The sequence below is a fragment of the Sulfurirhabdus autotrophica genome (assembly GCF_004346685.1).
GTDB classification, from domain to species: domain Bacteria; phylum Pseudomonadota; class Gammaproteobacteria; order Burkholderiales; family SMCO01; genus Sulfurirhabdus; species Sulfurirhabdus autotrophica.
Window position 1 is genome coordinate 76,148 of sequence record NZ_SMCO01000005.1, and the last position, 23,501, is coordinate 99,648.

The following is a 23,501-nucleotide window of genomic DNA, read 5'->3' on the forward strand; positions in this document are numbered from 1 at the left end:
CTTACTTTCCCCCATACATTAAATTCGGCAACCATAAAGAAAGCTGGGGTATGTAGGTTACTAGTAACAAGACCGCCGTCACCACCAAAATCCATGGTGATGCCGCTTTGGTAACATCTGTCAGCCCCATTTTGGCCAAGCCACTTGCAACGTAAAGATTCAATCCAACAGGTGGTGTAATCATGCCCAACTCCATATTGATTGTCATGATGATACCAAGATGGATCGGGTCGATTCCCAGCTTGATTGCCACTGGCAAAAATAAAGGCGCAAGAATCAAAATAATTGACGATGGCTCCATGAAGTCACCGGCAAAGAATAACAGCACGTTAACAAAAAGCAGGAACATCCAAGGGGTAAGCCCTTGCTCGATAATCCATTGAGCGAGCGATTGAGGAATATTTTCCGTCGTCAGTAGAAAAGAAAACAACATGGCATTGGTGATTATGTAGAGCAGCATTGCACTCATATTCGCCGATTCCAGCAATACCTTTGGCACTCGCTTCAAAGGAAGATCGCCATAAACAAATACCGCTATCACAAAGGCATAAACAGCACTTACGGCTGCGGCTTCTGTCGGCGTAAATATGCCGCCATAAATACCGCCTATGACAATAACCACCAACAACAATCCCCATACGGAATCACGAAAAGATTGCCAAACTTCCTTGAATGAAGCTCTTTCCATGGTAGGAAACCCTTTCGCTCTGGCCACGGCATAGGTCACACCGAGCAAAGCAAACATCATGATCATTGCTGGCACGATCCCTGCAATAAACAATTTACCAATACTTTCCGAAGTGCTCACACCATAAATCACCATCACAATAGATGGCGGCACTAGAATTCCCAGACCGCCTGAAGTAGATACCACACCTACTGCAAATTTTTTGGTATAACCATGCTTGACCATGGCTGGCAACATGATGGAACCGATAGCGACGACGGTTGCCGGACTTGAGCCGCTAATGGCAGCAAAAAATGCACATGACAATACCGCTGCCATGGCTAATCCTCCACGCATCCAGCCCACTAGCGAGATCGCAAAGCGTACAATGCGGGTTGCTATCCCCCCTGATGTAAGAAAGGTCCCGGATAGAATGAAAAATGGAATGGCCATGATGGAAAAACTGTCTAAACCGGTAAACAGCTTTTGGGAAATAATTTCAACAGGAATAGTGGAAACCGTGAACAGGAAGACCAGCACTGCCATGCCCAGCGCAATGGAAATAGGCGTACCGGTGAGGAGCATCACAAAAAGCAGAATAAATATGATTGCGCCTGTCATTCCGGATGCTCAGTTCCGTAATGATGCATTGGCAACTGGTTTGTCCTGCGAAATTGCACCAAAACTTGGATAAACCGAAAAGACATGAGGGAGGAACCAAGAGGAACACCAAGATAAATGATCCACATGGGCCAGTCAAGATCAGGGGAAGTCTGGCCAGTACTACGCATGAAAAGCACAAATTTCACGCCTAGCAAGGCCACCACTGCAGTAAAAAAAGCCCCCAGTGACAACCCCAGAAATGTAAAAAATCTTTGCCTGGATGGGCTGAGCTTTCTTACCAGCACATCCACCCCGACGTGAATTCCGGTACGCACACCATAGGCGGCACCAAACTTGGCCATCCAGATAAATAGATAAATGGTCAATTCCTGGGCCCAGGGTATACCTGCACCAGTGGTATAACGCAAAGCCACGGCGATGAAGGTTATAATTGTAGCCAGCCCCATAAAAGTGGCAATCAGCCACTCTTCGAGGTGATCCAGCAATCGGCTGAACATTGCCTTACTTTTTGCCGGCTTTTTCTTTCTCTACTTGCGCCGCAATTGCGTAAATTGCCTGGATTGTGTCTTTACCAATGACACTTTCAAACTCGCGGTGAACCGGTAACAAGGCTTTTTGCCAGATGACGCGATCTTTAAAAGGCAGTACATAAACCTCAGTTGTTCCTGCTGCACGCACCTTGGTCAGCGCTTCTTCATTTTCCTGTTTTGCTATTTCGCGTTCGTACTCAGTGGCATCTTTCATGGCTTGAGCCACTATCTTGCGTGTATCGCCAGGCAGTCCATCCCAGAATTTTTTGTTCACAATCACTGCATATCCCAAATACCCATGGTCAGAAATAGTCAGGTGCTTTTGAACTTCATTCATCTTTTGGGTATAGAAGTTTGAATTGGGATTTTCAGTTCCATCCACCACGCCTTGTTGAAGGGCTGTATAAACTTCGCTGAACGCCATAACTTGAGGGTTGGCACCAAGTGCTTTCATTTCAGCATCCAATACTTTGGATGACTGAATACGCATTTTCAAACCCTTAAAATCTTCAACGTTACGCAACGGACGGTTTGCACTCATTTGCTTGAATCCATTATCCCAAAAAGATAAACCGACTATCCCCTTGGAATCCAGCTTGCCCATGAGACTTTTGCCAATCTCACCATCCATGACGCGATAGAGCGTTTCTTTATTTGGGAATATGTATGGTAAATCAAACACTTCAAATTCACGTGCGCCAATTGGCCCAAATTTTGAGAGTGAAGGGGCTAACATCTGTACAGCACCAATCTGGAGCGCTTCCATTTCTTCACGATCTTTATACAATTGACTGTTTGGATAAATTTCGACCTTAACATTCCCACTCGTCCGTTCTTCGACAAGTTGTTTAAACTTTTCTGCAGCCTTTCCCTTCGGTGTATTGGGCGCAACTACATGGCTGAATTTGATTATGATTGGGTCAGCGGCAGAAACCAGACTGGTAAAGCCAAATGCAAACATCAATGTTACGATAGATATAAGTGAACGCATTATTTCCTCCGAATTATTAATGTTATGAAGAACCCAAGCTTTCGAATGTAAAGTTTACCGGGCATGCCTGAAACTAATTTTTTAATTTAACAATAAGCCCCGGCTCACCATCCTGTGCCTGATAAGAACAGTCTACCCCAAATTCTGCTGCCCAAACCAGATTTTCACCACTATACATTAACGGTTGCGCCTCTCTTTTCCAAGGCGGGATCTGCTTCTCTTGATACAAATTTTTTAATGTCCTCCTTGGCCTGAGACAATCCGGACGTAAACGCTCGCCGCCACGTCTCAAGCGAATCAACACGTTGTCGCTAAGCAGCTTGTCCATACTAATTCCCTGCCCAACTACTTTCTCAAAAATTAATGTCCCTGCTATCCCACTCAACTTTAATTCAGATTCCCCTTGCCATGTCCAGCAAAGCTCCACCTGACCTTTTTTGGTTTTCTGACAAACATAAGCCTGATTCTTAAAACGACGAATCTCATTGTCACCCAAAACAATACGCACATTGGCATCCTTCGCCGCATCTAGCAATTGCCGCAGCATTTCGCTCAGACGATCGGCACTAGGCATGGAAATACCCATGCAACCCAGAAAGTAGCGCAACACATTTTTGGCTCGAACATTACTCAAGTCACGCACGCTTTCCAATTGCAGCCTGCCTTCCACAATGGAATGTTGCGCATCGATTGCGGCAAGATCATCCAGCAATTCGGATGCCTCAGCAAAATGTTGACTGAATCTTAAAAAGGTTTGGCGGTAAGCTGGGAAACGTTGCTCAAAAACAGGAAAAACTTTATGACGCAAAAAATTACGATCAAACGCAACATTTTCATTGCTCTCATCTTCTACCCACCGCAAATGATGCAGTTCGGCATAAGATTCAATTTCCTTGCGGGTGGATTTGAGCAAAGGGCGCAAAATGGTTGCACCACTTTTGCAGACTCTGGCAACTGGCATAGCACTTGAACCTTTCATTCCTGTGCCTCGCAACAACTGCAGCAGCAATGTTTCTGCTTGATCATCCAGATGTTGAGCCAACACTACGAAATCAACATCCTGCTTGAAATACTCTGCATATCGCGCCTCTCGTGCAACGGCTTCAAGGCTACACCCACTTTCCCTATTTAAATCAACGGGAACCAGCTGCAAAGGTACCTGATAGTGGTTGCATAACTGTTGGCAGAATGTGGCCCAATTTGATGCAAAAGGGCTTAATTGATGGTTGATGTGAACAGCGGAAAGTTGAAAATCCAAGGATGACTGTAATTGAGACAGGATATCCAGCAGAACAACTGAATCAATCCCGCCACTCAGGCCAAGCACGAGGCGATGCCCTGGATTGACCCATGACTCTAGAATACTTTTAACATTGGGAGGAAGATCACTTAACAGCTGTTTCTTTGAACTTGCCATAGCCCATTAATCGTTCAAAACGCGATTTTAGCAGCGAATCAGTCGTTTGATCCTGAACTTGCCGCAAACTTTCCAGCAAGGATTTTTTCAGAGACTGCATCATGGCAGCCGCATCTCGGTGTGCACCACCGAGAGGTTCATTAATGATTTTATCTACCAAACCAAGCGTTTTCAGTCTATTTGCGGTAATGCCCAAAGTTTCAGCAGCATCGGGAGCCTTATCTGCACTCTTCCACAAGATAGACGCACATCCTTCTGGAGAAATGACCGAATAGGTAGAATATTGCAGAATTTGAGTGACATCGCCCACACCGATCGCCAAGGCGCCACCAGACCCGCCCTCTCCGATAATGGTGCAAATAACGGGGACGCGCAATTCCGCCATAACGTAAAGATTGCGTGCTATCGCTTCTGATTGCCCACGTTCTTCTGCACCGATACCTGGATAGGCCCCGGGCGTGTCGATTAACGTTACCACCGGAATCCCGAATTTCTCTGCCAGACGCATCAAGCGCAATGCTTTACGATAGCCTTCAGGGCGAGGCATACCAAAGTTACGATAAATTTTTTCCTTGGTGTCACGACCTTTCTGGTGTCCAATCACCATCACGGACTGACCATTCAAACGTGCCAGACCACCAACTATAGCCGGGTCATCTGAATAGGCGCGATCTCCGTGCAATTCTTCAAAATCTGTGAATATATTCTGAAGATAATCCAGCGTATAGGGACGCTGAGGATGCCGTGCAACCTGCGAAATTTGCCAAGGTGACAATTTGGCATAAATATCTTTGGTTAAGCTCTGGCTCTTCTTCTGTAACCGATTGATTTCTTCGGATATATCCAATGCCGAATCGTCCTGAACATAGCGAAGTTCTTCGATCTTCGTCTCAAGTTCTGCAATCGGCTGCTCAAAATCCAGAAAAGTGGTCTTCATAAGGTATTACTTTTTGCACAATCCGAAAAACGCCAATGATACAACATTTCTTCATACAACCACAAAATAGCCATCAAGTTGTCTCAATGGACGAGCAAATTTCCGCTCAGCATTCTTTACGAATAATCAGTGTATTTCTTGCAGTTCCATGACGTAAAAGCAAAATTTACATAGCAGTTCATCTGAGTTAGCTGGTTATCAATCGAATTCAATTTATTATCGTTTGAAGGTGTGCTACATTCAAAAATAATGTTGGATAGATGAGAACACACACTCACGATGCTTCAATCAAAAAAGAATGATCAAATATACTCAATTGGCGTAATGAACATTTTCCCCTCCACATTATGCTAACCGTTCAATTCTTTTTGACCTACACTATCGTTTCAAATAGCTTCAGCAGTTATTCCGCAAACTTGTCAGCGATGCATGGCAATGCCAACTGAAAGCTCCCTGACTAAGGCCCAAAAGCATCAGAACCTGGCTACCAAACTCTTTTTATTTCAAATTCCATTTATTGCATTACTCTTTTTGGTCACGATTGCAAGTTTGGGATGGACTACGCATCATTTTATTATTGAAGAAGAACTCACAGAACGTGCAATACAATTGGCGCCTGGCTTAAGCCAATTTGCCGCCAACCTTACTTTATCCGAACGCAGTGAGAAAGCTGTAGACACACAACAATACGGGCGCAATATAACGGATATACTTTATTATCGTTATTACAATGCAAAAGACCTGGGACTGCTTGGGCAATATGTCAAAGAAACGACAGTACGATTACCCGCTCTCCCTGCCAACCAGATTACCCAGCTAAAGCAAAGTCATTCAGAATATCTGTTGCTTACTACGCACACTATAGGTTTTGTCACCTCTATCCGTGTGTTAGCACCAGTATTGCCTCATGACAAAATAATCTCGAATACAAGCAAATTACCAAAAAAGAACTCGGAAGTAATCGGCTATATTGAATTTGCCATGGATCTCGCCCCGGCAAGAAAACACCTCTTCAAATCTATTCTTCCTGTTGCGGTTTTACTGTTGGTGATTCTAATCAGTTTTGTGATAGTGAGCCGCCGATATATTCACAATACGCTGATCTGTATGCTACAAACACAAGTACCATTACAGCGTAGTGAAATTAAAGATATTCATGTTTCAGATCAAATCCTACCAGATAAAACAGCGCAGCTTAATCCACACAAAAATGTCTTTCTGGCGCGTATCCTGATCGCGGATGACAACGAAATCAATCGCAAACTTGCTGTCATTCTGCTCAACCATATTGGCGCAAATATAGATCAGGCAGAAAACGGATTGGAAGCAGTTACCGCTTGCAAGCATAACAACTATGATCTCATCTTGATGGATATACAAATGCCAGTGCTGGATGGAATAGAAGCGACAAAACAAATCAGGTTATTACAGCAAGGTACAAAAAAAATACCTATCATTGCTTTAACCGCCAGTGCGCTGCACGGCGACAAAGAACACTATATTGCTTCAGGGATGGATGATTACCTGGCAAAGCCCCTTACCGAAATATCCCTGAAAGGGATTTTGGCCAAATGGTGCCCTGCGGCTTTCCCGGATCTTCATCCTGTCACTCAAACTGAAATAACCACACCAAACAATGCCGAGATGACTTTGGGCCTGCCAGTACTAGACCCCAAACAGGGGATTGCGCTTGCATTTGGTCAGGTTGATACATGGAAAACCGTGTTGGAAATGCTGCTTAAAAGTTTACCCACGCTGCTTAATGATATGGAACGGTCTTTTGATGCAAAACGCCTGGATGAAATGCAGCAATATGTTCACAAACTCCACGGCTCTTCTAGTTACTGCGGCACCCCGGCGCTTCAATACGCGTCAAAACTACTGGAAATCGCCTGCGAGAGCAGTAACATTGATGACATTGCTGCACAGCTTGCACAAGTAAAGATAGAAATGGTGGCGTTGGCAAACCTGATTGAACTGAAAGGCATACCTGCAGAATAAGCCTATGGCTTATCTTTTGGGAAATCCTGTGCTGTACGCTTGATGTTGTTGAGCGTATTTATTACGCTTGCGGAGTTGAAAGGCTTGACGATAAATTCGTGAGCCCCCAGAGACATTGCCGTATGGACGTGATCTGGCGTAGAAGAAACACTCACCATAACAACTGTTATCTGCGGATGGTTTTGCCTGATCTTTTTCAACACTTCAATACCGTCTATATTGGGCATATTGATGTCCAGAAAAACAACATCCGGCAGAAGCCTAGCGCAATGTGTCAGCGTTGTTTCACCATCATCCGCTTCGCCAACCACCTCGTGATCATACTGCTTCAGCAGTAATCTCAATAAATGACGGGTAATTCCATCATCATCGGCAATAAGTATCCTGTAACGCTGTTTTTCTTCCATAGTTTTTTCTAACATATTGATGACATTATAACAATTGTGCAGATCATGTGCCAGTTTGAGTAAAAATTCAAGCCAATTTTATCAAAACTTACTGCAACATTTTAAATCATTACCTCAGGAAAACGTCTATGATAAAAACAATCATCTCCAATTAATAACACTAAAAATATTTTAGGTAGCATTCAATTAATAATAGTAAATGAGGAATGTATCCGTGTCTAAACACCCACCTCTTCCGCCTCAAGCATTATTTCAGCGTTGCAACCCGGATGATTTTGATTTCACTACCACAGCAGATTTGAATGATCTGACTGAAATTATTGGCCAAACGCGGGCTTTTGATGCCATTAAATTTGGTACCAGCATACGACGCGATGGCTATAATTTATTTGTGCTTGGCCCGCCTGGTATGGGAAAACATACGTTGGTACGACAATTCCTTGAAAATAAAGCGCATGATGAATCCGCCCCTTCAGATTTATGCTACGTAAACAATTTTCAACAACCGCACAAACCCAAAGCACTCCTGCTGCCGCCTGGCAGAGGCACCAGCTTGCGCAAGGATATGCAACAACTGATAGATGAACTTCGCATTGCTATACCTGCGGCTTTCGAGAGTGATGAGTACAGATCCAAGACTGAAACAATTCAGGAGGAATTGAACGAACGACAGGAAAGCGCTTTCCAGATTTTAACCGAAGATGCGGAGAAACAAAGCATAGCCTTTCTCAAAACACCGGGGGGATTTGCTTTTGCGCCTACTCACGATGACAAGGTTATCGAACCAGAAGAGTATGAAAAATTGCCTGAAAATGAGAAAGAGCGCATTGAAAAGTTGGTTGACGAATTGCAGGATCGACTGCAAAAGGTGATCCGTCAGATCCCACAATGGCGTAAGGAAAAACGAGAAAAAATAAAAAAACTGAATAAGGAGATCACCTTACTTGCGGTTGGCAACCTGATCTCAGACATCAGGCACTGTTATACCGATTTCCCCTCTATTCTGGCTTATCTGGAAGAGGTTCAGCAAGATGTTATTGATAACGTTGATGATTTTCGCAAAAAAGAAGAAACTCCTACTGCAGGTACGGACAGCTTAAATCTGGAAAATGCTTTCCGTCGCTATCAGGTCAATATTCTGGTAGATCATAGCGAGCAAAAAGGCGCGCCTATTATTTACGATGACCACCCAATGTACAGCAATCTGGTTGGCCGAGTGGAGCATATTGCCCAGATGGGCGCACTAGTAACGGATTTTATGCTAATCAAACCCGGTTCGCTCCATCAGGCCAATGGTGGTTATTTGCTAGTGGATGTACTCAAGATCTTAGCTCAGCCATTTGGCTGGGAAGGACTGAAACGCGCCCTCAATTCCCGCGAAATTCGCATTGAGTCACTAGGGCAGATGCTCAGCCTGGTCAGCACTGTATCGCTGGAACCTGAACCCGTTCCTTTGGATTTAAAAATCATCCTGTTCGGCGACCGCCTTTTCTATTATTTACTGTATGAAAACGACCCTGAATTTAGTGAACTTTTCAAAGTTGCCGCAGATTTTGAAGACAGTATCGACCGTAATCAGGAGACAAATAATTTGTATGCCCAGCTAATTGGTTCCCTGACACGCAAAGAGAAACTTATCCCTTTTGATCGTTACGCGGTTGCTCGCATCATTGAGCAATGTTCACGGGTAGTTGGCGACTCAGAAAAATTGTCTACCCATATGCAAAGTCTGGTGGACTTACTGCGCGAATCTGAGTATTGGGCCCAACAAGCCGGGAAAAAATCAGTGGATGCCTCAGATATTCAACAAGCAATCGACACTCAAATTCACCGTGCTGACCGACTCAGACAAAACATGTATGAACAAATTATCCGCGGTACCGTGCTGATTGATACATCAGGCGAAACTGTGGGACAAGTAAACGGGCTTGCCGTCATTGAATTAGGCAATTTCGCATTTGCACAGCCTGCTCGCATTACCGCTACAACAAGGTTGGGAGAAGGAGAGTTAATCAACATTGAGCGTGAAGTAGAATTATCCGGTTCAATACATTCAAAGGGGGTATTAATCCTTTCCTCGTTCCTGGCCGAGCGATTTGCCAAAAACCACCCCCTTTCGCTGACTGCTACGCTTACTTTTGAGCAATCTTACGGCATGATTGAAGGCGACAGTGCATCTGTTGCGGAATTATGTGCTTTGCTTTCCAGCCTTTCCAATGTGCCGATCAAACAGTCACTGGCAGTTACTGGTTCAATCAATCAACTTGGGCAAGTGCAGACAATTGGGGGTGTCAACGAAAAGATAGAAGGATTTTTTGATATTTGTAAGGCACGGGGGCTCACAGGTGAGCAAGGCGTGCTGATTCCTGCAACCAATGTAAAACACCTGATGCTGCGCCAGGATATTGTTACCGCAGTATCAACAGGGCAATTTCACGTTTATTCAATAGAAAATGCAGATCAGGCAATAGAATTACTGACAGGAATGCCTGCAGGTGTGTCAGACGCACAGGGTAAGCTGCCGCCTGAAAGCATTAACTATCTGGTTGCTACCAGGCTGCATGAATTATTTTCCATACGTGAATCAACCTCCAGAAATAAATCCAGCTCGCCCCCCAGAAATAAAAAGTATGGTCGGCGTTAAAGAAGTTATGGCAAGCAAACGTATTCTGCTCTCATTAGAGAACTCCAGGCTGGGTGATATGGCGCTTGATGCTGCTGCAGGACTGGCAACCGAGTTGCAAGCTCAGCTACAAGGACTTTTTGTTGAAGATATCAATTTACTGAACCTGGCTGGATTGCCTTTTGCCAGAGAAGTAGGCCATGCATCGGCAACCGAACGCCGAATTTTGCTCTCTGATATCGAGCGATCACTAAAAGCAGGAGCGATGCACGCTCAGCAACTGCTCGCTAAAACAGCAGAACGCTTGCAATTGCAATGGTCTTTTAAAGTGGTTCGCGGCCAACTTATTGCAGACGTATTATCAATGGCAAATGAAGCAGATTTAATCATTTTTGGTCAAATGAAAACAATCCAAAATGAGTCACCCATCCTCCCCTTAAAACAACATATTCAACAGGCACTGGTTGTATTCGATGGCTCGCCTGCTTCACAGCATGCTTTAATGACAGCGCTCCTCGTGGCACGTTTGAACGCAACCACGTTATCTGTATTAGTCGAAAGTAACACAACTGAATCTAAAAACGCATTACGCGAAATCGCCACATCAAAACTGACAACATACTTGTCAAAAACACGTTTTTTTTACACCCAGACACCGCATTTAACCCATAAAATTCAAGCATTGCTTAAAGAGAAAAAAGGGATTCTGGTGATCGGAAAAACTCACCACCAGTTTTCATATAAAGCACTGCTACAATTGCTTGGAAGCATTAACTGCCCTGTGATTCTGGCAACTTGAGTTTTACAATTTCTGCTTAATAGCCAGAACCGCCTGATTGCGTAACGTTTTCAGAAGGTTGAGTTCTTCCGGCTGTATTTTAAGCGCACCTGAATGAATATTATCTGCATACAGCAATCCAACTGCGGATTTTTTAATCATTACCGGGAACAGTATAAATGAATGGGCACCGACATTTTTACGATACCAGTCAGGAATCCTGGATTTAATATTTTCCGCATCAATATCAGCAATCAAAATATCCAGCCCCTGATTGAGAGAAACATGAAACACATCTGGCGAATACTCTAAAGAAAATTTAAAGCTCTTAAGCACTTGGTCAATATCGTCGCCGAACCCGAAACGACCATTCATCGTGTTATGCTTCCCTTCCTTGATACACATCAGCACGCGCGAAAACTTCATCCCTCTGTACATGGTTTCAAGAATCATGCGAAGTAGATCATTTAGCGCGTAATCATCAACTAAAGTATTGGTAATATCCTGAATGCCGGCAGCAAGGACATTTTGCGCAGCTTTGCGCGCACTTTCGGCAGAATCAATATCCTTTGGTCCAGCAGGCTCGGGAGAGTGCAAAACCGTGTCTTGCAGTGCTGCATCCCCTAGTTCTGAGCCACCTTCACTTTCGTTCGCGCTGCTATTTTGCATTTCTGACTTGGTTATATCAGCGATTCCCGACCACTGACTAATTTTTTTCATGAATCCGCTTTGACGCGTATCCAGTTCTAAAATACTGGTTTCTCGCAAAAATTCACGCATGGCATCACCAATTGCCAGCGCCAGCTGTTTATCCGATAGCGCAATACCCTCGCCATATCGGGCACTTAATGCTTTCAACTGTGCGCCTTTTTCCTCAACAGGCGTGTTTGAAGCAATCTGACACAATTCGCTAGCAAGCCCTGAGAGAAGACGGAGTTTCTCTCCTTCTGTCTGTGGTTTATGAATTTTGGTTTCGGTGATTTCACGCATACTGGAAATGATTTTTTCGGGAAAGTTCCACGCCTTGGCAATGCCTATACCCAAGTCTTCATAAGTCACGCCTAAAATTGAAACAGAAGCATGACGCTCTGTTGTACCACCTTGCTGAAGCAATTTTTTGATTTCAACCGTTTCTTCATGAAAATAAAATGTTGCAAGCAATTTGCCCAGATTATGGAACATAGAGCAAATAAATGCTTCTTCCACGTCTTTTACATTACTTTTAGGCGCTAATCCCCTCGCTATTACGCCACCGAATAATGTAGCTAAAATTTCGTCTTTAAGTTGAGCTGCTTGCGGTTTATTTTGCAGGTGTTCCAGCAGGACTAACGTTACCGCAATATTTCGTACAGTATCAAACCCTAATATCACCACAGCACGGGATACTGTGCTGATTGACCCTCCAAATTGGCCATAATAGGCAGCATTGACCAATTTCAAGAGCTTATTAGTCAGTGCAAAGTCTTTTAGTATCACGTTGGAGAGTGCAGATACGCTTTCATTGTCTGATGCGGCAATTTTATTAATTGCGCTAATAGCTTGAGAAATTGCTGGGAAATCACTTTTATGACGCATCCGCCGTAGCAGAAACTCCATCGTGCTTTGCGTCCCTTCTTTTCCATTATTCGATGAAATATCGCTAACCGGATTAAGATACCCTTCCAAAGCGGCAATCATGTTTTCCGCTTTCAAAAAACGATCTGCCGGGTCTTTTGACAGGGCCTTCAAGACGATATTATCAAGCCGTTCATCAACATCATTATCTATTATTGAAGGCGGGCTAAATGACTGATGCTGGATTTTATCCAGCACTTCTTGAACTGTAGAGGCCTGTATTGGATTGCGTCCAATCAGCATCTCATACAATATCATTCCAACTGAAAATATATCTGTTTGCGGGCCAACAGTACCGCTGGAAATATATTCAGGCGCCATATACAGCGGCGTGCCTTTAAACTCAGGTGATGCTACCTTCTCCGAAGCAATATTACTGGCAATACCGAAATCCATTATTCTGGGGATATCGTTACCGCCCATCATGATATTAGCCGGCTTAAGATCACGATGAACAACCTGTTTTCGATGGGCGTAGGCGATGCCTTCCAGTATTTGCAAGGCAATTTCAACTGCCTTGACTGGCGGAATTGCACCTTTGGATTTTAAACGCTGCGCCAGCGTCATCCCTTCAACGTATTCGAAAATCAGATAGGGCTGCCCCTTGTGCTCGCCTGCATCGTACAAGGCAGCTATATTCGGATGTTGCATCTGGCTGACTATTCTGGCCTCATCCAGCAACACCTTCAGTTGAGATTCTTTGCTTTTGGCTGCATTCAAATGAAGCGTTTTTATGGCAACAAGACGTTGTAAATGGGGGTCTTTGGCAAGATAGACTGTTCCTTGTGCCCCCTTACCCAGGGTTTTCAGAACACGAAATCTGCCAATGTCATTTGCAGTTGGGATTTGACTCAAGCAACAGCCTCTTAAAGTTACACTTTCAGGATGATTTTTCCATGTGAGAGAGACCTACACAAATCAGAAAATCGTATACCCAGCCTAGGATACAGAAAGTTCACCGTTTGGTAAATTCATGCAGATTCTCTGCTACTTAAAACTGATGAAATTTTTGCAGCAATGAAGCTGCATAGGGGATAACGATGACAAAAAAACTGACATTACAGACGGCTCTTTATACTTCATAAGTCAGTTCCATGGCTAAACAGACTCAACTTCTAAAACCTAGTTTTCATGGTGCAAGGACAATTCATTGAGTTTACCTGAAACGGAAAAATGCGCTTTAACCAAGGTTGAAGAAGAGCGCAATTCAGCATTGATTCGGCCGGAGACTTGTTTATCCTCAACCAAATCAGCATATCCATTCGCGTTCATCAAGCCAGCTTCCATTTTCAACTGTTTATACTGATAACGATCCTTCATAAGCGTAAATTTGCCAGACAGTTTTTCAAAATTTGTCTGCCCGCCACCACTGATATCATTTTTAGGGGACTGTATCCCCCCCACAAGATTAAAATTACCCAAAACACCTCTCTCAATAGTGAAATCACCTTTTAATTGGGGCGCTTCAAACAACTTTGCAAGCTCATTATTTTGCATGGAATAATCCGCATTGACACTCAATTTTCCCTGAAGAGATATTTCACGGGTAAACAAAGTGGCCAGCGGGGCCAAATCAAGCCCTGATGCACTGTAATCACCAGAAAAATGCCAGATCTTCCCCCATTCCAGCTTCGCATTACCTTTTGCGGATCCACCATATAAGCGTGCATCAATTTCTGTTACTTGCAACGTATTATTTGTTGCAACCGCCTTTCCGCTCACATCATTAAACATAAACGCAGGCCCAAAAGGTAACTGCCAGTTTTTTCCTGAAAAATCGATATCATAGGTTTCGTCATGAGCCAGAATATTCCCGGAAAATTTAGCATCTGCGCTTTTAACAAATGCCCCTTGCAACATCCCGGTTTTTGGGTTTAATTTTATTTCTGCATCGAACAGAGGCAATTTGAAATCTCTGACACCAATATTTACCCCTTTGAGACTGACTCGATTGACCGGTATTGAAAGCTGATTTTCTATTTTTAGCCAATGCGACACGCGTCCCAGAGCATCCTGATCAAATGTCAGAGATTCTCCTTCAATTAGTTTGATGACTTTCCTGTCTTCAAACAGCGATAACATATCCGGCATGACCCGGATAGTACCAATTTTCACATCACGCATGGCACCAACTGAAACACCCTCAAACTTCAAGTGCGGAGAAGGCCAGAGCGATGCGCGAATGGTTGAAATGGAAACAGGTTCATGCACCCGGTCAGATACCATTTGTTCAAAAGCAGGCGAGTAGAAATTTAGCGGAACCAAATGTAACAGCACCAGAACAAGCAGAATCAACCCAATTGCTGTTCCGAGTACATATTTCACGCCCGTAACAAATTGCTTTAGCAATTTAGCCGGTGAAACAAAATTTTTGCTTTTTTTCCCTTTTGCTTCCTTGTTTTTAAAATCTGCCTGAGCTTTCGCCCGGGCCTCAGCCTGCAGCCTTTCCTCTGCATCAATATCCTTTTCTAGTTTTAAACTCGCTTCCGCCTGCAACCTCGCTTCAGACTCACTTCGTGCCAGCAACTCAGCTTCTTCGCGCGCTTCCCTTTCAGCCTCCGCTTTTGCATGCGCAACCACGTTTGCTGCTTCGATAGCCTTTGCTTCTGCTTCAGCTTTTATTCTTTCTGCTTCTTGAGCTTTAGCGCCTGCCTCAGCATCTCTCAATGCTTTAGCTTCCTCTTCTGCCCTCTCTAATGCTTTCTCCGCTTCCTGAGCATGCATTTCAGCGGCTTCACGTTCTTCCTGTTCAGCTTCTACAATTGCATTTCTCTCAGCCTCTTCCCTTGCTTTGGCTTCAGCTGCAACCCTTGCTGCTGCTTCTACTTGTGCAAACTCTTCCGCTTGTTTTCGTGCAATTTCTTCAGCTTCAACTTTTGCCTGTATTTCTGCTTCAGCCCGTGCCAGTGCTTCTGCTGCCTCTCTGGCACGCACCTCGGCTGCTTCTTGCGCTTTCCTTTCTGCTTCTACCCTCTCTTGCTCTTCAGCTTCTTTTCGGGCTTTCTCTTCCGCCTCAGCTTTAGCTTGCCTTTCTGCTTCTTCACGCGCTAACCGCTCAGCTTCCAGCCTTGCTTTTTCTTCTGCTTCAGCCTGTGCTTTGACTTCTGCTGCTTGCCTGGCAAGTTCCTCTGCCTGCGCGCGTTCATCAGCTTCCTTCCGCGCCTTTTCTTCAGCCTCAGCTTTAGCTTGCCTTTCTGCTTCTTCACGCGCTAACCGCTCAGCTTCCAGCCTTGCTTTTTCTTCTGCTTCAGCCTGTGCTTTAGCTTCTGCTGCTTGCCTGGCAAGTTCTTCTGCCCGTGCACGTTCTTCAGCTTCCATCCGGGCTTTTTCTTCCGCCGCAGCTTTAGCTTGTCTTTCGGTTTCATCTCGCGCTAACCGCTCAGCCTCCAGCCTTGCTTTTTCATCTGCCTCAGCCTTTGCTTTGGCTTCAGCTGCTTTTCTAGCCATTTCTTCTGCCAGCGCACGTTCCTCAGCTTCCTTCCTGGCTTTTTCTTCCGCCGCAGCTTTAGCTTGTCTTTCGGTTTCATCTCGCGCTAACCGCTCAGCCTCCAGCCTTGCTTTTTCATCTGCCTCAGCCTTTGCTTTGGCTTCAGCTGCTTTTCTAGCCATTTCTTCTGCCAGCGCACGTTCCTCAGCTTCTTTCCGCGCCTTTTCTTCTGCCTCAGCTTTAGCTTGCCTTTCTGCTTCCGCTATAGCTATGGCTTCAGCAGCTTCTTTGGCACGTTGTTCAGCAGCTTCCTGGGCTTTTCTTTCTGCCTCAACTCTCGCTTTTTCTTCGGCTTTAAGTTTAGCTTGCCTTTCAGCCTCAGCCTTTGCTATTGCTTCAGCTAACTCTCGAGCATGCTGCTCAGCAATTTCCCTTTCTTTTTGCTCAGCGGCTTCTTTTCTGGCTTTCTCTTGAGCTTCTGCCAGGGCTTTTGCTTCAGCCTCCTCTCTAGCTCTAGCCTCTAATCGTTTAGAAAGCCTGAGTTCTGCCATTTTTTGGTCTTCTTCTTCCTCCTGGGCTTTCTGTTCAGCTTCTGCTTTTGCAATTGCTTCTTCTCTGGCTTTTCTTTCAAACACTTCTTTTACTTTTGCTCTTGCCCTGGCCTCTGCCATTGCACGCTTATCAAATTCCTGCCTTACTTTTTCTGCTGCTTCGGCCTTCGCTTTATTTTCCTTTTCTGTTTGAGCTTGTGCCAGCAACTTTACCCGAATCGCTGCTTCTTCCCGCGCTTTCGCATCAGCCTCTGCTTTTGCTTTTATTTCCCTCTCATTCTGAGCTCGTGCTTCAGCCTCTGCTTTGCTCCTTCTTTCCAATTCCCCTTTTATTACTGCCTCAGATTCCTTAAGCGCTCTATTGCTCTCTGCAAGTTTGACTTCGCTTTCCAATTCAGCGGTCAACTCAGACAATTCACTTTCCCAAGCACGCTTATCATCCAGCAGTTTATTTCGTTGTCCCACGGCTGCCTGAGCATCTAAAAACGCCTGAGTATTTGCCTCTGAAACCATAATAGTGGCAGATGAGCCAAAGTCATTTCCAAATTGGGTGAGTTGCTCTCGGACTAATATTTTAATAAATTTTTCTGCAAGTAATGAATTCAATGCGTTATTCAGTTTTACTTCTGATAACTTTTCGGAACGGGCTAATATTTCAGCTACTGACGTTTTTCCATCCACCAGCTGCAATACACGCACGAGATCTCGATGAAGATGTCTGGATTTACCAGTCAGTTCCATCACTCCTTTTGCGGTTTTAGCGTAAATCGTTGTCCAGTCCATTTTCGTCCATTATATTGACTACTTTATTAACAATTTTTTCTTGCATAAAGTAAATTTAACGATAGTTCGCTCCGAGAACAAGCATTAACTCATTAAATACAGCCTAATCAGATAATATCAAATATAGAAATGTCAATAATTACAACAATGTAATTAATCCAGAATGTATTTTTATTTTGTGAGATATCTTTTCTGCACTGCTATTTAAAGTACCCTAACTTACCGAATATGCATATCCAAAACACTTAAAATATATAAAAAACTTATCTTTTTAAAAGCATCGCAAGTCACCAAGAATAAAAATACCAGATTATGAGTTTAATTAAAGCCATCTTAAAGCGTCAATCAACTGCTGATAGCTTCAAAGAAATCAAATATTCAATGATTAACCTTAACTCATTCAAATAATTGTTCTTTTAAACCAATTGTTCGTATTTTAATGTGGCTTAATTTTTCTTGATAAAGATGGAACAATATATTTTCATTCTGTCAACTTTATCAACACACTTTTTTCACTCAATCAGTCGGCTAAATCACCCGTAAATATGAAAAACCACACATTCATGAAAACTTATTTTATAAATAATTTCAAATGGTTACAAAAAAGACTGCATTTTAAGCAACGGGAAAAATCGTAATGTGACAATAGAGTTACTTAACCTATTACGAATATATGCACAGAGTTATCCACAGATCCTGTGGAAAAATGAATTTTTTGTATTTGTACAAGTAAGTTATAGCATTTTCAAGAGAACTTACAGCAGCAATGTACGCCAACTAAAGCAGGTAAATTTGCACATCATTAGCTAGCAGATAAAAACCCTGATTTAAATCAATCTACTCATAACTTTTTTGTTCTAATTTATTCCTGCTGCTTTGTTTACTCAAAGTAATTTTTCAAATTTTTTTTGAGACACAATTATAAAAATATGAATGCAATATTGACACTTTGATTCTCTATGGCACGCTAATTCTGCGCCTCGCCGTCTCAGCGATGAAAGAAGTAACATGCTAATTTGTAAAAATTCAACAACAAGGAAGACATATCAAGTCAGCCGAAATTGATTGCTAATCAGGAATACCATTCCTGCCAATAGCCTTAGTCAGGTATTGAGGGTTGACCATATTGCTTAAATTTTTCCAGAATGATGTCCATTTCTTCATCTGAAAGCACAATCGGTTCACCAATCTGCAACACACGCCAATACTGCTCGCATAAAGATTCCACTTCGACTGTCAGGCCTAGTGTGCGCATTAGCGTACTCCCTACAACAATCATTCCATGATTTCCCAACAGGCAAGCCTTGCGACCTTCCAGCGCTTTTAAGGCATGATCAGAAAGTTGCTGGGTACCAAAGGTAGCGTAAGGTGAGCATCGAATTGTTTTACCCCCAGCTGCTGCAATCATGTAATGAAACGCGGGGATTTCCTTACCCATGCAGGCAAGTGTTGTAGCAAAAGTAGAATGGGTATGCACAATAGCATTGACATCTTTCCTGGCAGCGAAAATATCCCGATGAAAACGCCACTCACTGGAAGGACGGCGATCGCCCTCCCAGTTCCCCTCAAAATCCATTAATACTATATCTTCAGGCGTCATTTCTTCTGCCGACATCCCGGTTGGCGTCACCAGAAACCGATCTTCATAACGTGCACCCACATTACCTGAAGCGCCACGATTCAGGCCAAGACGCGCTAAATCCAGCGAGGTTTCCACCATCTGCTGCCTTAGTGTAAATTCATTCATGCCATTTGCTCCGGATAAAGCCCCAACAATCCATCTTTTGAAGCAGCGCATACTCCGCGTTCAGTTATCAGCCCCGTCACCAGCCTGGCAGGCGTGACATCAAATGCGTAATTAGCTACCTGACAGTCCACTGGTGCGATATTCACCACCACAACCTTACCCGTAGCATCTAGCCCGCTAATGTGAGAAACCTCTGCACCATCGCGTTGTTCTATCGGAATTTCTGTCACACCATTTTGAATACGCCAATCAATCGTGGGTGCGGGTAAGGCAACATAAAAAGGCACATTGTTATCATTGGCCGCCAAAGCTTTAAGATATGTACCGATTTTATTGCATACATCGCCCTGGGCTGTCGTGCGATCAGTACCCACAATGACCATATCCACTTGCCCATGTTGCATCAAGTGCCCACCAACGTTATCTACAATCAAGGTATGCTGCACACCGTGCTGCTGTAACTCCCAGGCAGTAAGACTTGCCCCCTGATTACGCGGTCTGGTTTCATCCACCCAGACGTGCACAGGGATGCCCGCATCATGTGCAGCGTAAATCGGCGCCAATGCAGTACCCCAGTCTACTGTTGCCAACCAACCCGCATTGCAGTGAGTCAGAATATTGACCGGATTACGTTTTTTCTCCCATAAAGCGCGAATAATCGGCAGTCCATTTACCCCGATTGATCGATTAATTTCCACATCTTCGTCCGCAATCAATTTTGCTTCCTGCCAAGCAATTTTAACGCGATCAATATCTGATGCAGCAGAAAGCACCGATTGCATCCGCTCCAGTGCCCAACGCAAATTGACAGCTGTAGGACGGGTTGCCAGCAACACATCACAAGCGGCTTTCAGCCCAAAGTCAGAAGCATTTTCCTGCATAGCCAATGCCACGCCAAAAGCTGCCGTCGCCCCTATCAATGGCGCACCGCGCACCTGCATTGTGCTGATTGCTTGGGCCGCACTTGATAAATCAGTAAGCTGGATCACGGAAAAATCATGCGGGAGTCGAGTCTGATCGATGATGTTCACCGAACTGCCATCCTGCTCTGGCCAGATTGCGCGATAAGAAATACCGTTTATATTCATGAGAAGAGATAAATAGTTGTCAGAACAACCATTATCCCGGAATTCGGGTTGGAGAGCATGATTCCATGATTAGAATCAGCATTGGGAGGCTCAAAGGTGCCATCTGCTGACGGTCGAGGTGTAGAATATCTTGCTTGAAAGCAGACGGCCATGACCAGTAAGAATCGGCCAATTAGGGATTCTCAGCCTCACATGAGCAATAATAAATGGGGGGCTAATAGCCAACAATCCCCCCCAATTCAGCCAGTCAATTAGTACAGGATAGTGTTAAACCCTTCCTCTGGAGAAGGAGGAACAAAATATTTTGTAATTTGCTCATATTCAGCATCACTTGTTTTAAATTGATGTACTCCATCTATATTACGCAAACGTAAACGCTCTTTGCATATTTCATCAGTGCAATTCAGATAATGTAGTTGATGAGCTGCACCAGTTTGCTTGATTATATTCAACATCCATTTCCTTGTATTTGGAGTATTGGCTGGGAAGTCCAGTACAACTGAAATGCCGGACTTTAACAATGATTCGATGTGACGGCTTACCGCATTTCGAAAAAGACCAGTACAACGCACATAATCTGAAATGTTTTTTATCTGATCAGGATAAAGATTAGCAAGCCATTCGTCTTCGCTAATTAATATCGTTCTTATATTTTTAGAAAGTTTTTCCGCGAGAGTCGTCTTCCCTGATGCAATTTTCCCGCAGAGAAGATGTAGAGTTGGATTATTGCTCGATGCCAGCAGTTCTGTGCCGTAGGAGTTATCTATTATACATTTCCATTCACCGTTCCTGTTTTTCTTGAAGATGTAGGTCGCATTTCGCTCCATCGAAAATTGAGAATCGGTTTTTTGATTAGCATTGAGAATTGTCCTCGCAAGGACAAGAGCCGTATCACCAGACTCAATAACATGCATTTCACCTTGTTCCACAACGAGGCTATGGTTGAAATATTCGGCAATAGCGACAAATGCTTTTTGAATTTGCTCTTTCCCCACGGCATTCAAACCCGGTTTTATGACAAGAGTTGCATCATCCGAGTAAAAATTTATCAGATCATTAAAGTTTTCGCAGTTGATGGCGGCATCAGCTCTTTCAATGTAGTGCCTGAGAACATGCGTGGTCATTGTTTTCTCCTAGTCGTAATTAAATTTCCAGGAGGCGGAAACAAAAAACCCGCCTCCTGGGGCGGGTTGCTTAGCTAAATCAAGACGCAAATTAACCCACCATTCTCCGAAGAATGGTGATAATAATCAGCGAGTGAGAAAAATAGTTGCTAAACATGATGTTTAAATTATGCTTTCGAAATGTAAATGAGTCAATCCTGATTTGAGTATTGATATAAATTACAATGTCTGCATTGGGTTGGAGCAATTAGTCTCGCTAAATTGGCTGCCGGATAGCGGACGGTCGCAAATGACTCCAAAGGGTCGAACAGAGTCAATAAATCACAACAACAATCACTACTCATCACCACAGTATCTAAAAACACCCTACCTTAAACAAAAATATTGGTAAACTGTGAGAATGACTGAATCCAATACAAATAACACTACTGCTAACAGTGAAATCGCCACGCTCGGCGGTGGTTGCTTCTGGTGTCTGGAAGCCGTTTTCGACAAGTTGAATGGTGTAACCAGTGTGGAGTCTGGCTATACTGGCGGGCAAACAACCAACCCCACTTATGCAGACATTTGCACTGGCACTACAGGCCATGCTGAAGTTGTACGAATTAACTTTAACCCAAGCGTTATTTCTTTCAGGGAAATTCTGGATGTATTTTTTACGATCCATGACCCCACTACGCTTAATCGCCAGGGCAATGACAGAGGAACGCAATACCGGTCTGTGATTTATTACCATTCTACCGAACAGAAAGAAACTGCTGAAAAGGTAGTAGCAGAACTTAATCAGGCAAACGAATGGGGGTCCCCTTTGGTGACCGAGGTGATGCCCGAAGTCACTTACTACCCGGCCGAAGATTATCATCAGGAATATTTTGAACATCACCCCAACCAACCATACTGCATGGCGGTTGTGGCACCCAAGGTTGCAAAAGCCAACGAAAAATTTGCAAAAAAACTAAAACGTTAAATCTGATTTTGCTATGGCTTCTCTCATCGCCAATCATGGTACGAACTAAATAAGTTTCACAAAAATTATGCGCAACTTTTTTCATACCAGTTTGCTGGGCATTCTCTTTTCTCTTACCCCCCTTTCAGGCCATGCAGCACTGGCTGGCGATTCTCTACCGGCCAAAGCCATCATCCTTGCAGCAGGTGATGTAGCTCAATGCGCTACAACTGGCGCAATGCAAACGGCGGCTTTAATTCAGACATTACCAGGTACGGTTTTAGCTTTAGGTGACCTGGCTTACCCAAAAGGCTCGAATGACAACTTCTCGCAATGTTACGAACCTTACTGGGGGAAATTTAAGGCCAGGACATTACCTGCACCGGGTAACCATGAATACCTGACACCTGACGCATCCGGCTATTTTGAATACTTTGGCGAACGTGCGGGAAAGAACCATACGGGCTATTACAGTATCAATATCGGCCAATGGCATATTGTGTCACTGAATAGCAATATCGATTCCGGCCCCGATTCCATTCAGGCAAAATGGCTGCAAAACGATCTTGTGAATAACCGTAACACTTGCATTCTGGCTTTCTGGCACCACCCAAGATTCAGTTCAGGTAAACATGGCAACAGTATCCACATGTCTACACTATGGAGCATCTTGTATGATCATCATGCGAGTATTGTGCTTGCAGGTCATGACCATCATTATGAACGCTTTGCACCTCTCAATAAGGCAGGCCAGCGTGATGAAAAGCATGGCATACGCTCTTTTGTTGTGGGTACAGGCGGGGCAAAACTTTACGAAATTGAATCCCCAGAACCTGGTAGTGAAGCAAGATACAACGGTTCATGGGGCATCCTGCAACTGACTCTCAATACGGATAGTTATGGCTGGCAATATATTCCTGTTGGGGACAGTCAATTTCAAGACAGCGGCACTGGTCGTTGCGTTACCCAATAAGCTGGAGCGTTAATTATGAAAGGTTTTCATCTTGAAGAATCAAGCAGTGTGGGTGAGCGGTTTGCCCTTGTCTATGCGCCGCGCAGACAGCGCAAACGATTCCCTGAAAACTGTGTGCAGGTAGTAGAGTCCGAGGAAGCCGCATTGAGTGGCGCAAACCAGGAAAAAGACTTGTTTCCCGCTCGCGTTGCCGGGCCATCACGCTCTTCAGAAGGATTCAGACTCTATTATCTTGTTCGCTGGCTGGATATTCAGACCGAAGACTAGATTAAA

At 44.0% G+C, this 23,501-nt stretch carries 17 protein-coding genes; 6 read left to right on the plus strand and 11 right to left on the minus strand.

Going from position 1 to position 23,501, the window contains the following annotated elements:
• Position 1: 1 nt before the first annotated feature.
• The 5 genes from EDC63_RS07495 to EDC63_RS07515 form a co-directional block, all read right to left on the minus strand.
• Positions 2 to 1,288: a TRAP transporter large permease gene (locus tag EDC63_RS07495; RefSeq protein ID WP_124945608.1), complete on the minus strand. Its 1,287-nt coding sequence runs from the start codon at positions 1,286 to 1,288 to the stop codon at positions 2 to 4.
• A complete protein-coding gene (locus tag EDC63_RS07500) occupies positions 1,285 to 1,788 on the minus strand; it encodes a TRAP transporter small permease (protein ID WP_124945607.1) in 504 nt (167 codons plus the stop codon). The genes EDC63_RS07495 and EDC63_RS07500 overlap by 4 nt, the downstream gene beginning before the upstream one ends.
• Positions 1,789 to 1,792: 4 nt before the next feature.
• Positions 1,793 to 2,812, minus strand: coding sequence for a TRAP transporter substrate-binding protein (locus EDC63_RS07505; RefSeq protein WP_124945606.1), 1,020 nt, complete (start codon positions 2,810 to 2,812; stop codon positions 1,793 to 1,795).
• Positions 2,813 to 2,885: 73 nt separating this feature from the next.
• Positions 2,886 to 4,229 (minus strand): tRNA lysidine(34) synthetase TilS, encoded by a 1,344-nt coding sequence (gene tilS / locus EDC63_RS07510; RefSeq protein WP_124945605.1) that lies wholly within the window; start codon positions 4,227 to 4,229, stop codon positions 2,886 to 2,888.
• The gene (locus tag EDC63_RS07515) at positions 4,198 to 5,166 is read right to left on the minus strand and encodes an acetyl-CoA carboxylase carboxyltransferase subunit alpha (protein ID WP_124945604.1); all 969 of its coding nucleotides are present in this window, start codon (positions 5,164 to 5,166) and stop codon (positions 4,198 to 4,200) included. Before EDC63_RS07515 ends, tilS begins: the two co-directional genes overlap by 32 nt.
• Before the next feature lie 435 nt (positions 5,167 to 5,601).
• Between EDC63_RS07515 and EDC63_RS07520 the strand changes: the two genes are divergently transcribed.
• Positions 5,602 to 7,167, plus strand: a complete 1,566-nt coding sequence (locus EDC63_RS07520; RefSeq protein WP_165922941.1) for a response regulator — start codon at positions 5,602 to 5,604, stop codon at positions 7,165 to 7,167.
• 2 nt (positions 7,168 to 7,169) lie between these two features.
• Here the strand turns inward: EDC63_RS07520 and EDC63_RS07525 are convergent, their stop codons facing one another.
• Positions 7,170 to 7,589 carry a response regulator transcription factor gene (locus EDC63_RS07525; protein WP_124945602.1) on the minus strand — a complete coding sequence of 140 codons (420 nt, stop codon included), beginning with the start codon at positions 7,587 to 7,589 and terminating at the stop codon, positions 7,170 to 7,172.
• A gap of 199 nt (positions 7,590 to 7,788) precedes the next feature.
• Between EDC63_RS07525 and EDC63_RS07530 the strand changes: the two genes are divergently transcribed.
• The gene (locus EDC63_RS07530; protein WP_223248196.1) at positions 7,789 to 10,218 is read left to right on the plus strand and encodes a Lon protease family protein; all 2,430 of its coding nucleotides are present in this window, start codon (positions 7,789 to 7,791) and stop codon (positions 10,216 to 10,218) included.
• A 7-nt stretch (positions 10,219 to 10,225) separates the two neighbouring features.
• Complete coding sequence (locus tag EDC63_RS07535; RefSeq protein ID WP_124945600.1) at positions 10,226 to 10,996, plus strand: universal stress protein; 771 nt, start codon at positions 10,226 to 10,228, stop codon at positions 10,994 to 10,996.
• Between the two features lie 3 nt (positions 10,997 to 10,999).
• Here the strand turns inward: EDC63_RS07535 and EDC63_RS07540 are convergent, their stop codons facing one another.
• From EDC63_RS07540 to EDC63_RS07560, 5 genes are all read right to left on the minus strand, one after another.
• Positions 11,000 to 13,444, minus strand: a complete 2,445-nt coding sequence (locus EDC63_RS07540) for a serine/threonine protein kinase (RefSeq protein WP_124945599.1) — start codon at positions 13,442 to 13,444, stop codon at positions 11,000 to 11,002.
• Between the two features lie 267 nt (positions 13,445 to 13,711).
• Positions 13,712 to 17,350: an AsmA-like C-terminal region-containing protein gene (locus EDC63_RS07545; protein WP_124945598.1), complete on the minus strand. Its 3,639-nt coding sequence runs from the start codon at positions 17,348 to 17,350 to the stop codon at positions 13,712 to 13,714.
• Positions 17,351 to 18,449: 1,099 nt separating this feature from the next.
• Complete coding sequence (locus tag EDC63_RS07550) at positions 18,450 to 19,097, minus strand: class II aldolase/adducin family protein (RefSeq protein ID WP_223248194.1); 648 nt, start codon at positions 19,095 to 19,097, stop codon at positions 18,450 to 18,452.
• Positions 19,094 to 20,185, minus strand: a complete 1,092-nt coding sequence (gene mtnA / locus EDC63_RS07555; protein WP_124945597.1) for an S-methyl-5-thioribose-1-phosphate isomerase — start codon at positions 20,183 to 20,185, stop codon at positions 19,094 to 19,096. The genes EDC63_RS07550 and mtnA overlap by 4 nt, the downstream gene beginning before the upstream one ends.
• Before the next feature lie 251 nt (positions 20,186 to 20,436).
• Positions 20,437 to 21,309 carry an AAA family ATPase gene (locus tag EDC63_RS07560; protein WP_124945596.1) on the minus strand — a complete coding sequence of 291 codons (873 nt, stop codon included), beginning with the start codon at positions 21,307 to 21,309 and terminating at the stop codon, positions 20,437 to 20,439.
• A 400-nt stretch (positions 21,310 to 21,709) separates the two neighbouring features.
• Between EDC63_RS07560 and msrA the strand changes: the two genes are divergently transcribed.
• From msrA to EDC63_RS07575, 3 genes are all read left to right on the plus strand, one after another.
• Positions 21,710 to 22,276 (plus strand): peptide-methionine (S)-S-oxide reductase MsrA, encoded by a 567-nt coding sequence (gene msrA / locus EDC63_RS07565; RefSeq protein ID WP_124945595.1) that lies wholly within the window; start codon positions 21,710 to 21,712, stop codon positions 22,274 to 22,276.
• A gap of 67 nt (positions 22,277 to 22,343) precedes the next feature.
• Positions 22,344 to 23,228 carry a metallophosphoesterase gene (locus EDC63_RS07570; RefSeq protein WP_124945594.1) on the plus strand — a complete coding sequence of 295 codons (885 nt, stop codon included), beginning with the start codon at positions 22,344 to 22,346 and terminating at the stop codon, positions 23,226 to 23,228.
• 15 nt (positions 23,229 to 23,243) lie between these two features.
• Positions 23,244 to 23,495 (plus strand): hypothetical protein, encoded by a 252-nt coding sequence (locus EDC63_RS07575; protein WP_124945593.1) that lies wholly within the window; start codon positions 23,244 to 23,246, stop codon positions 23,493 to 23,495.
• Positions 23,496 to 23,501: the final 6 nt, after the last annotated feature.

What these genes read in the sequence shown, in the direction of transcription:
- EDC63_RS07495 (WP_124945608.1), bottom strand. Translation starts at nt 1,288, where the DNA reads ATGACAGGCGCAATCATATTTATTCTGCTTTTTGTGATGCTCCTCACC.
- EDC63_RS07500 (WP_124945607.1), bottom strand. Translation starts at nt 1,788, where the DNA reads ATGTTCAGCCGATTGCTGGATCACCTCGAAGAGTGGCTGATTGCCACT.
- EDC63_RS07505 (WP_124945606.1), bottom strand. Translation starts at nt 2,812, where the DNA reads ATGCGTTCACTTATATCTATCGTAACATTGATGTTTGCATTTGGCTTT.
- tilS (WP_124945605.1), bottom strand. Translation starts at nt 4,229, where the DNA reads ATGGCAAGTTCAAAGAAACAGCTGTTAAGTGATCTTCCTCCCAATGTT.
- EDC63_RS07515 (WP_124945604.1), bottom strand. Translation starts at nt 5,166, where the DNA reads ATGAAGACCACTTTTCTGGATTTTGAGCAGCCGATTGCAGAACTTGAG.
- EDC63_RS07520 (WP_165922941.1), top strand. Translation starts at nt 5,602, where the DNA reads ATGCCAACTGAAAGCTCCCTGACTAAGGCCCAAAAGCATCAGAACCTG.
- EDC63_RS07525 (WP_124945602.1), bottom strand. Translation starts at nt 7,589, where the DNA reads ATGTTAGAAAAAACTATGGAAGAAAAACAGCGTTACAGGATACTTATT.
- EDC63_RS07535 (WP_124945600.1), top strand. Translation starts at nt 10,226, where the DNA reads ATGGCAAGCAAACGTATTCTGCTCTCATTAGAGAACTCCAGGCTGGGT.
- EDC63_RS07545 (WP_124945598.1), bottom strand. Translation starts at nt 17,350, where the DNA reads ATGGACTGGACAACGATTTACGCTAAAACCGCAAAAGGAGTGATGGAA.
- EDC63_RS07550 (WP_223248194.1), bottom strand. Translation starts at nt 19,097, where the DNA reads ATGAATGAATTTACACTAAGGCAGCAGATGGTGGAAACCTCGCTGGAT.
- mtnA (WP_124945597.1), bottom strand. Translation starts at nt 20,185, where the DNA reads ATGAATATAAACGGTATTTCTTATCGCGCAATCTGGCCAGAGCAGGAT.
- EDC63_RS07560 (WP_124945596.1), bottom strand. Translation starts at nt 21,309, where the DNA reads ATGACCACGCATGTTCTCAGGCACTACATTGAAAGAGCTGATGCCGCC.
- msrA (WP_124945595.1), top strand. Translation starts at nt 21,710, where the DNA reads ATGACTGAATCCAATACAAATAACACTACTGCTAACAGTGAAATCGCC.
- EDC63_RS07570 (WP_124945594.1), top strand. Translation starts at nt 22,344, where the DNA reads ATGCGCAACTTTTTTCATACCAGTTTGCTGGGCATTCTCTTTTCTCTT.
- EDC63_RS07575 (WP_124945593.1), top strand. Translation starts at nt 23,244, where the DNA reads ATGAAAGGTTTTCATCTTGAAGAATCAAGCAGTGTGGGTGAGCGGTTT.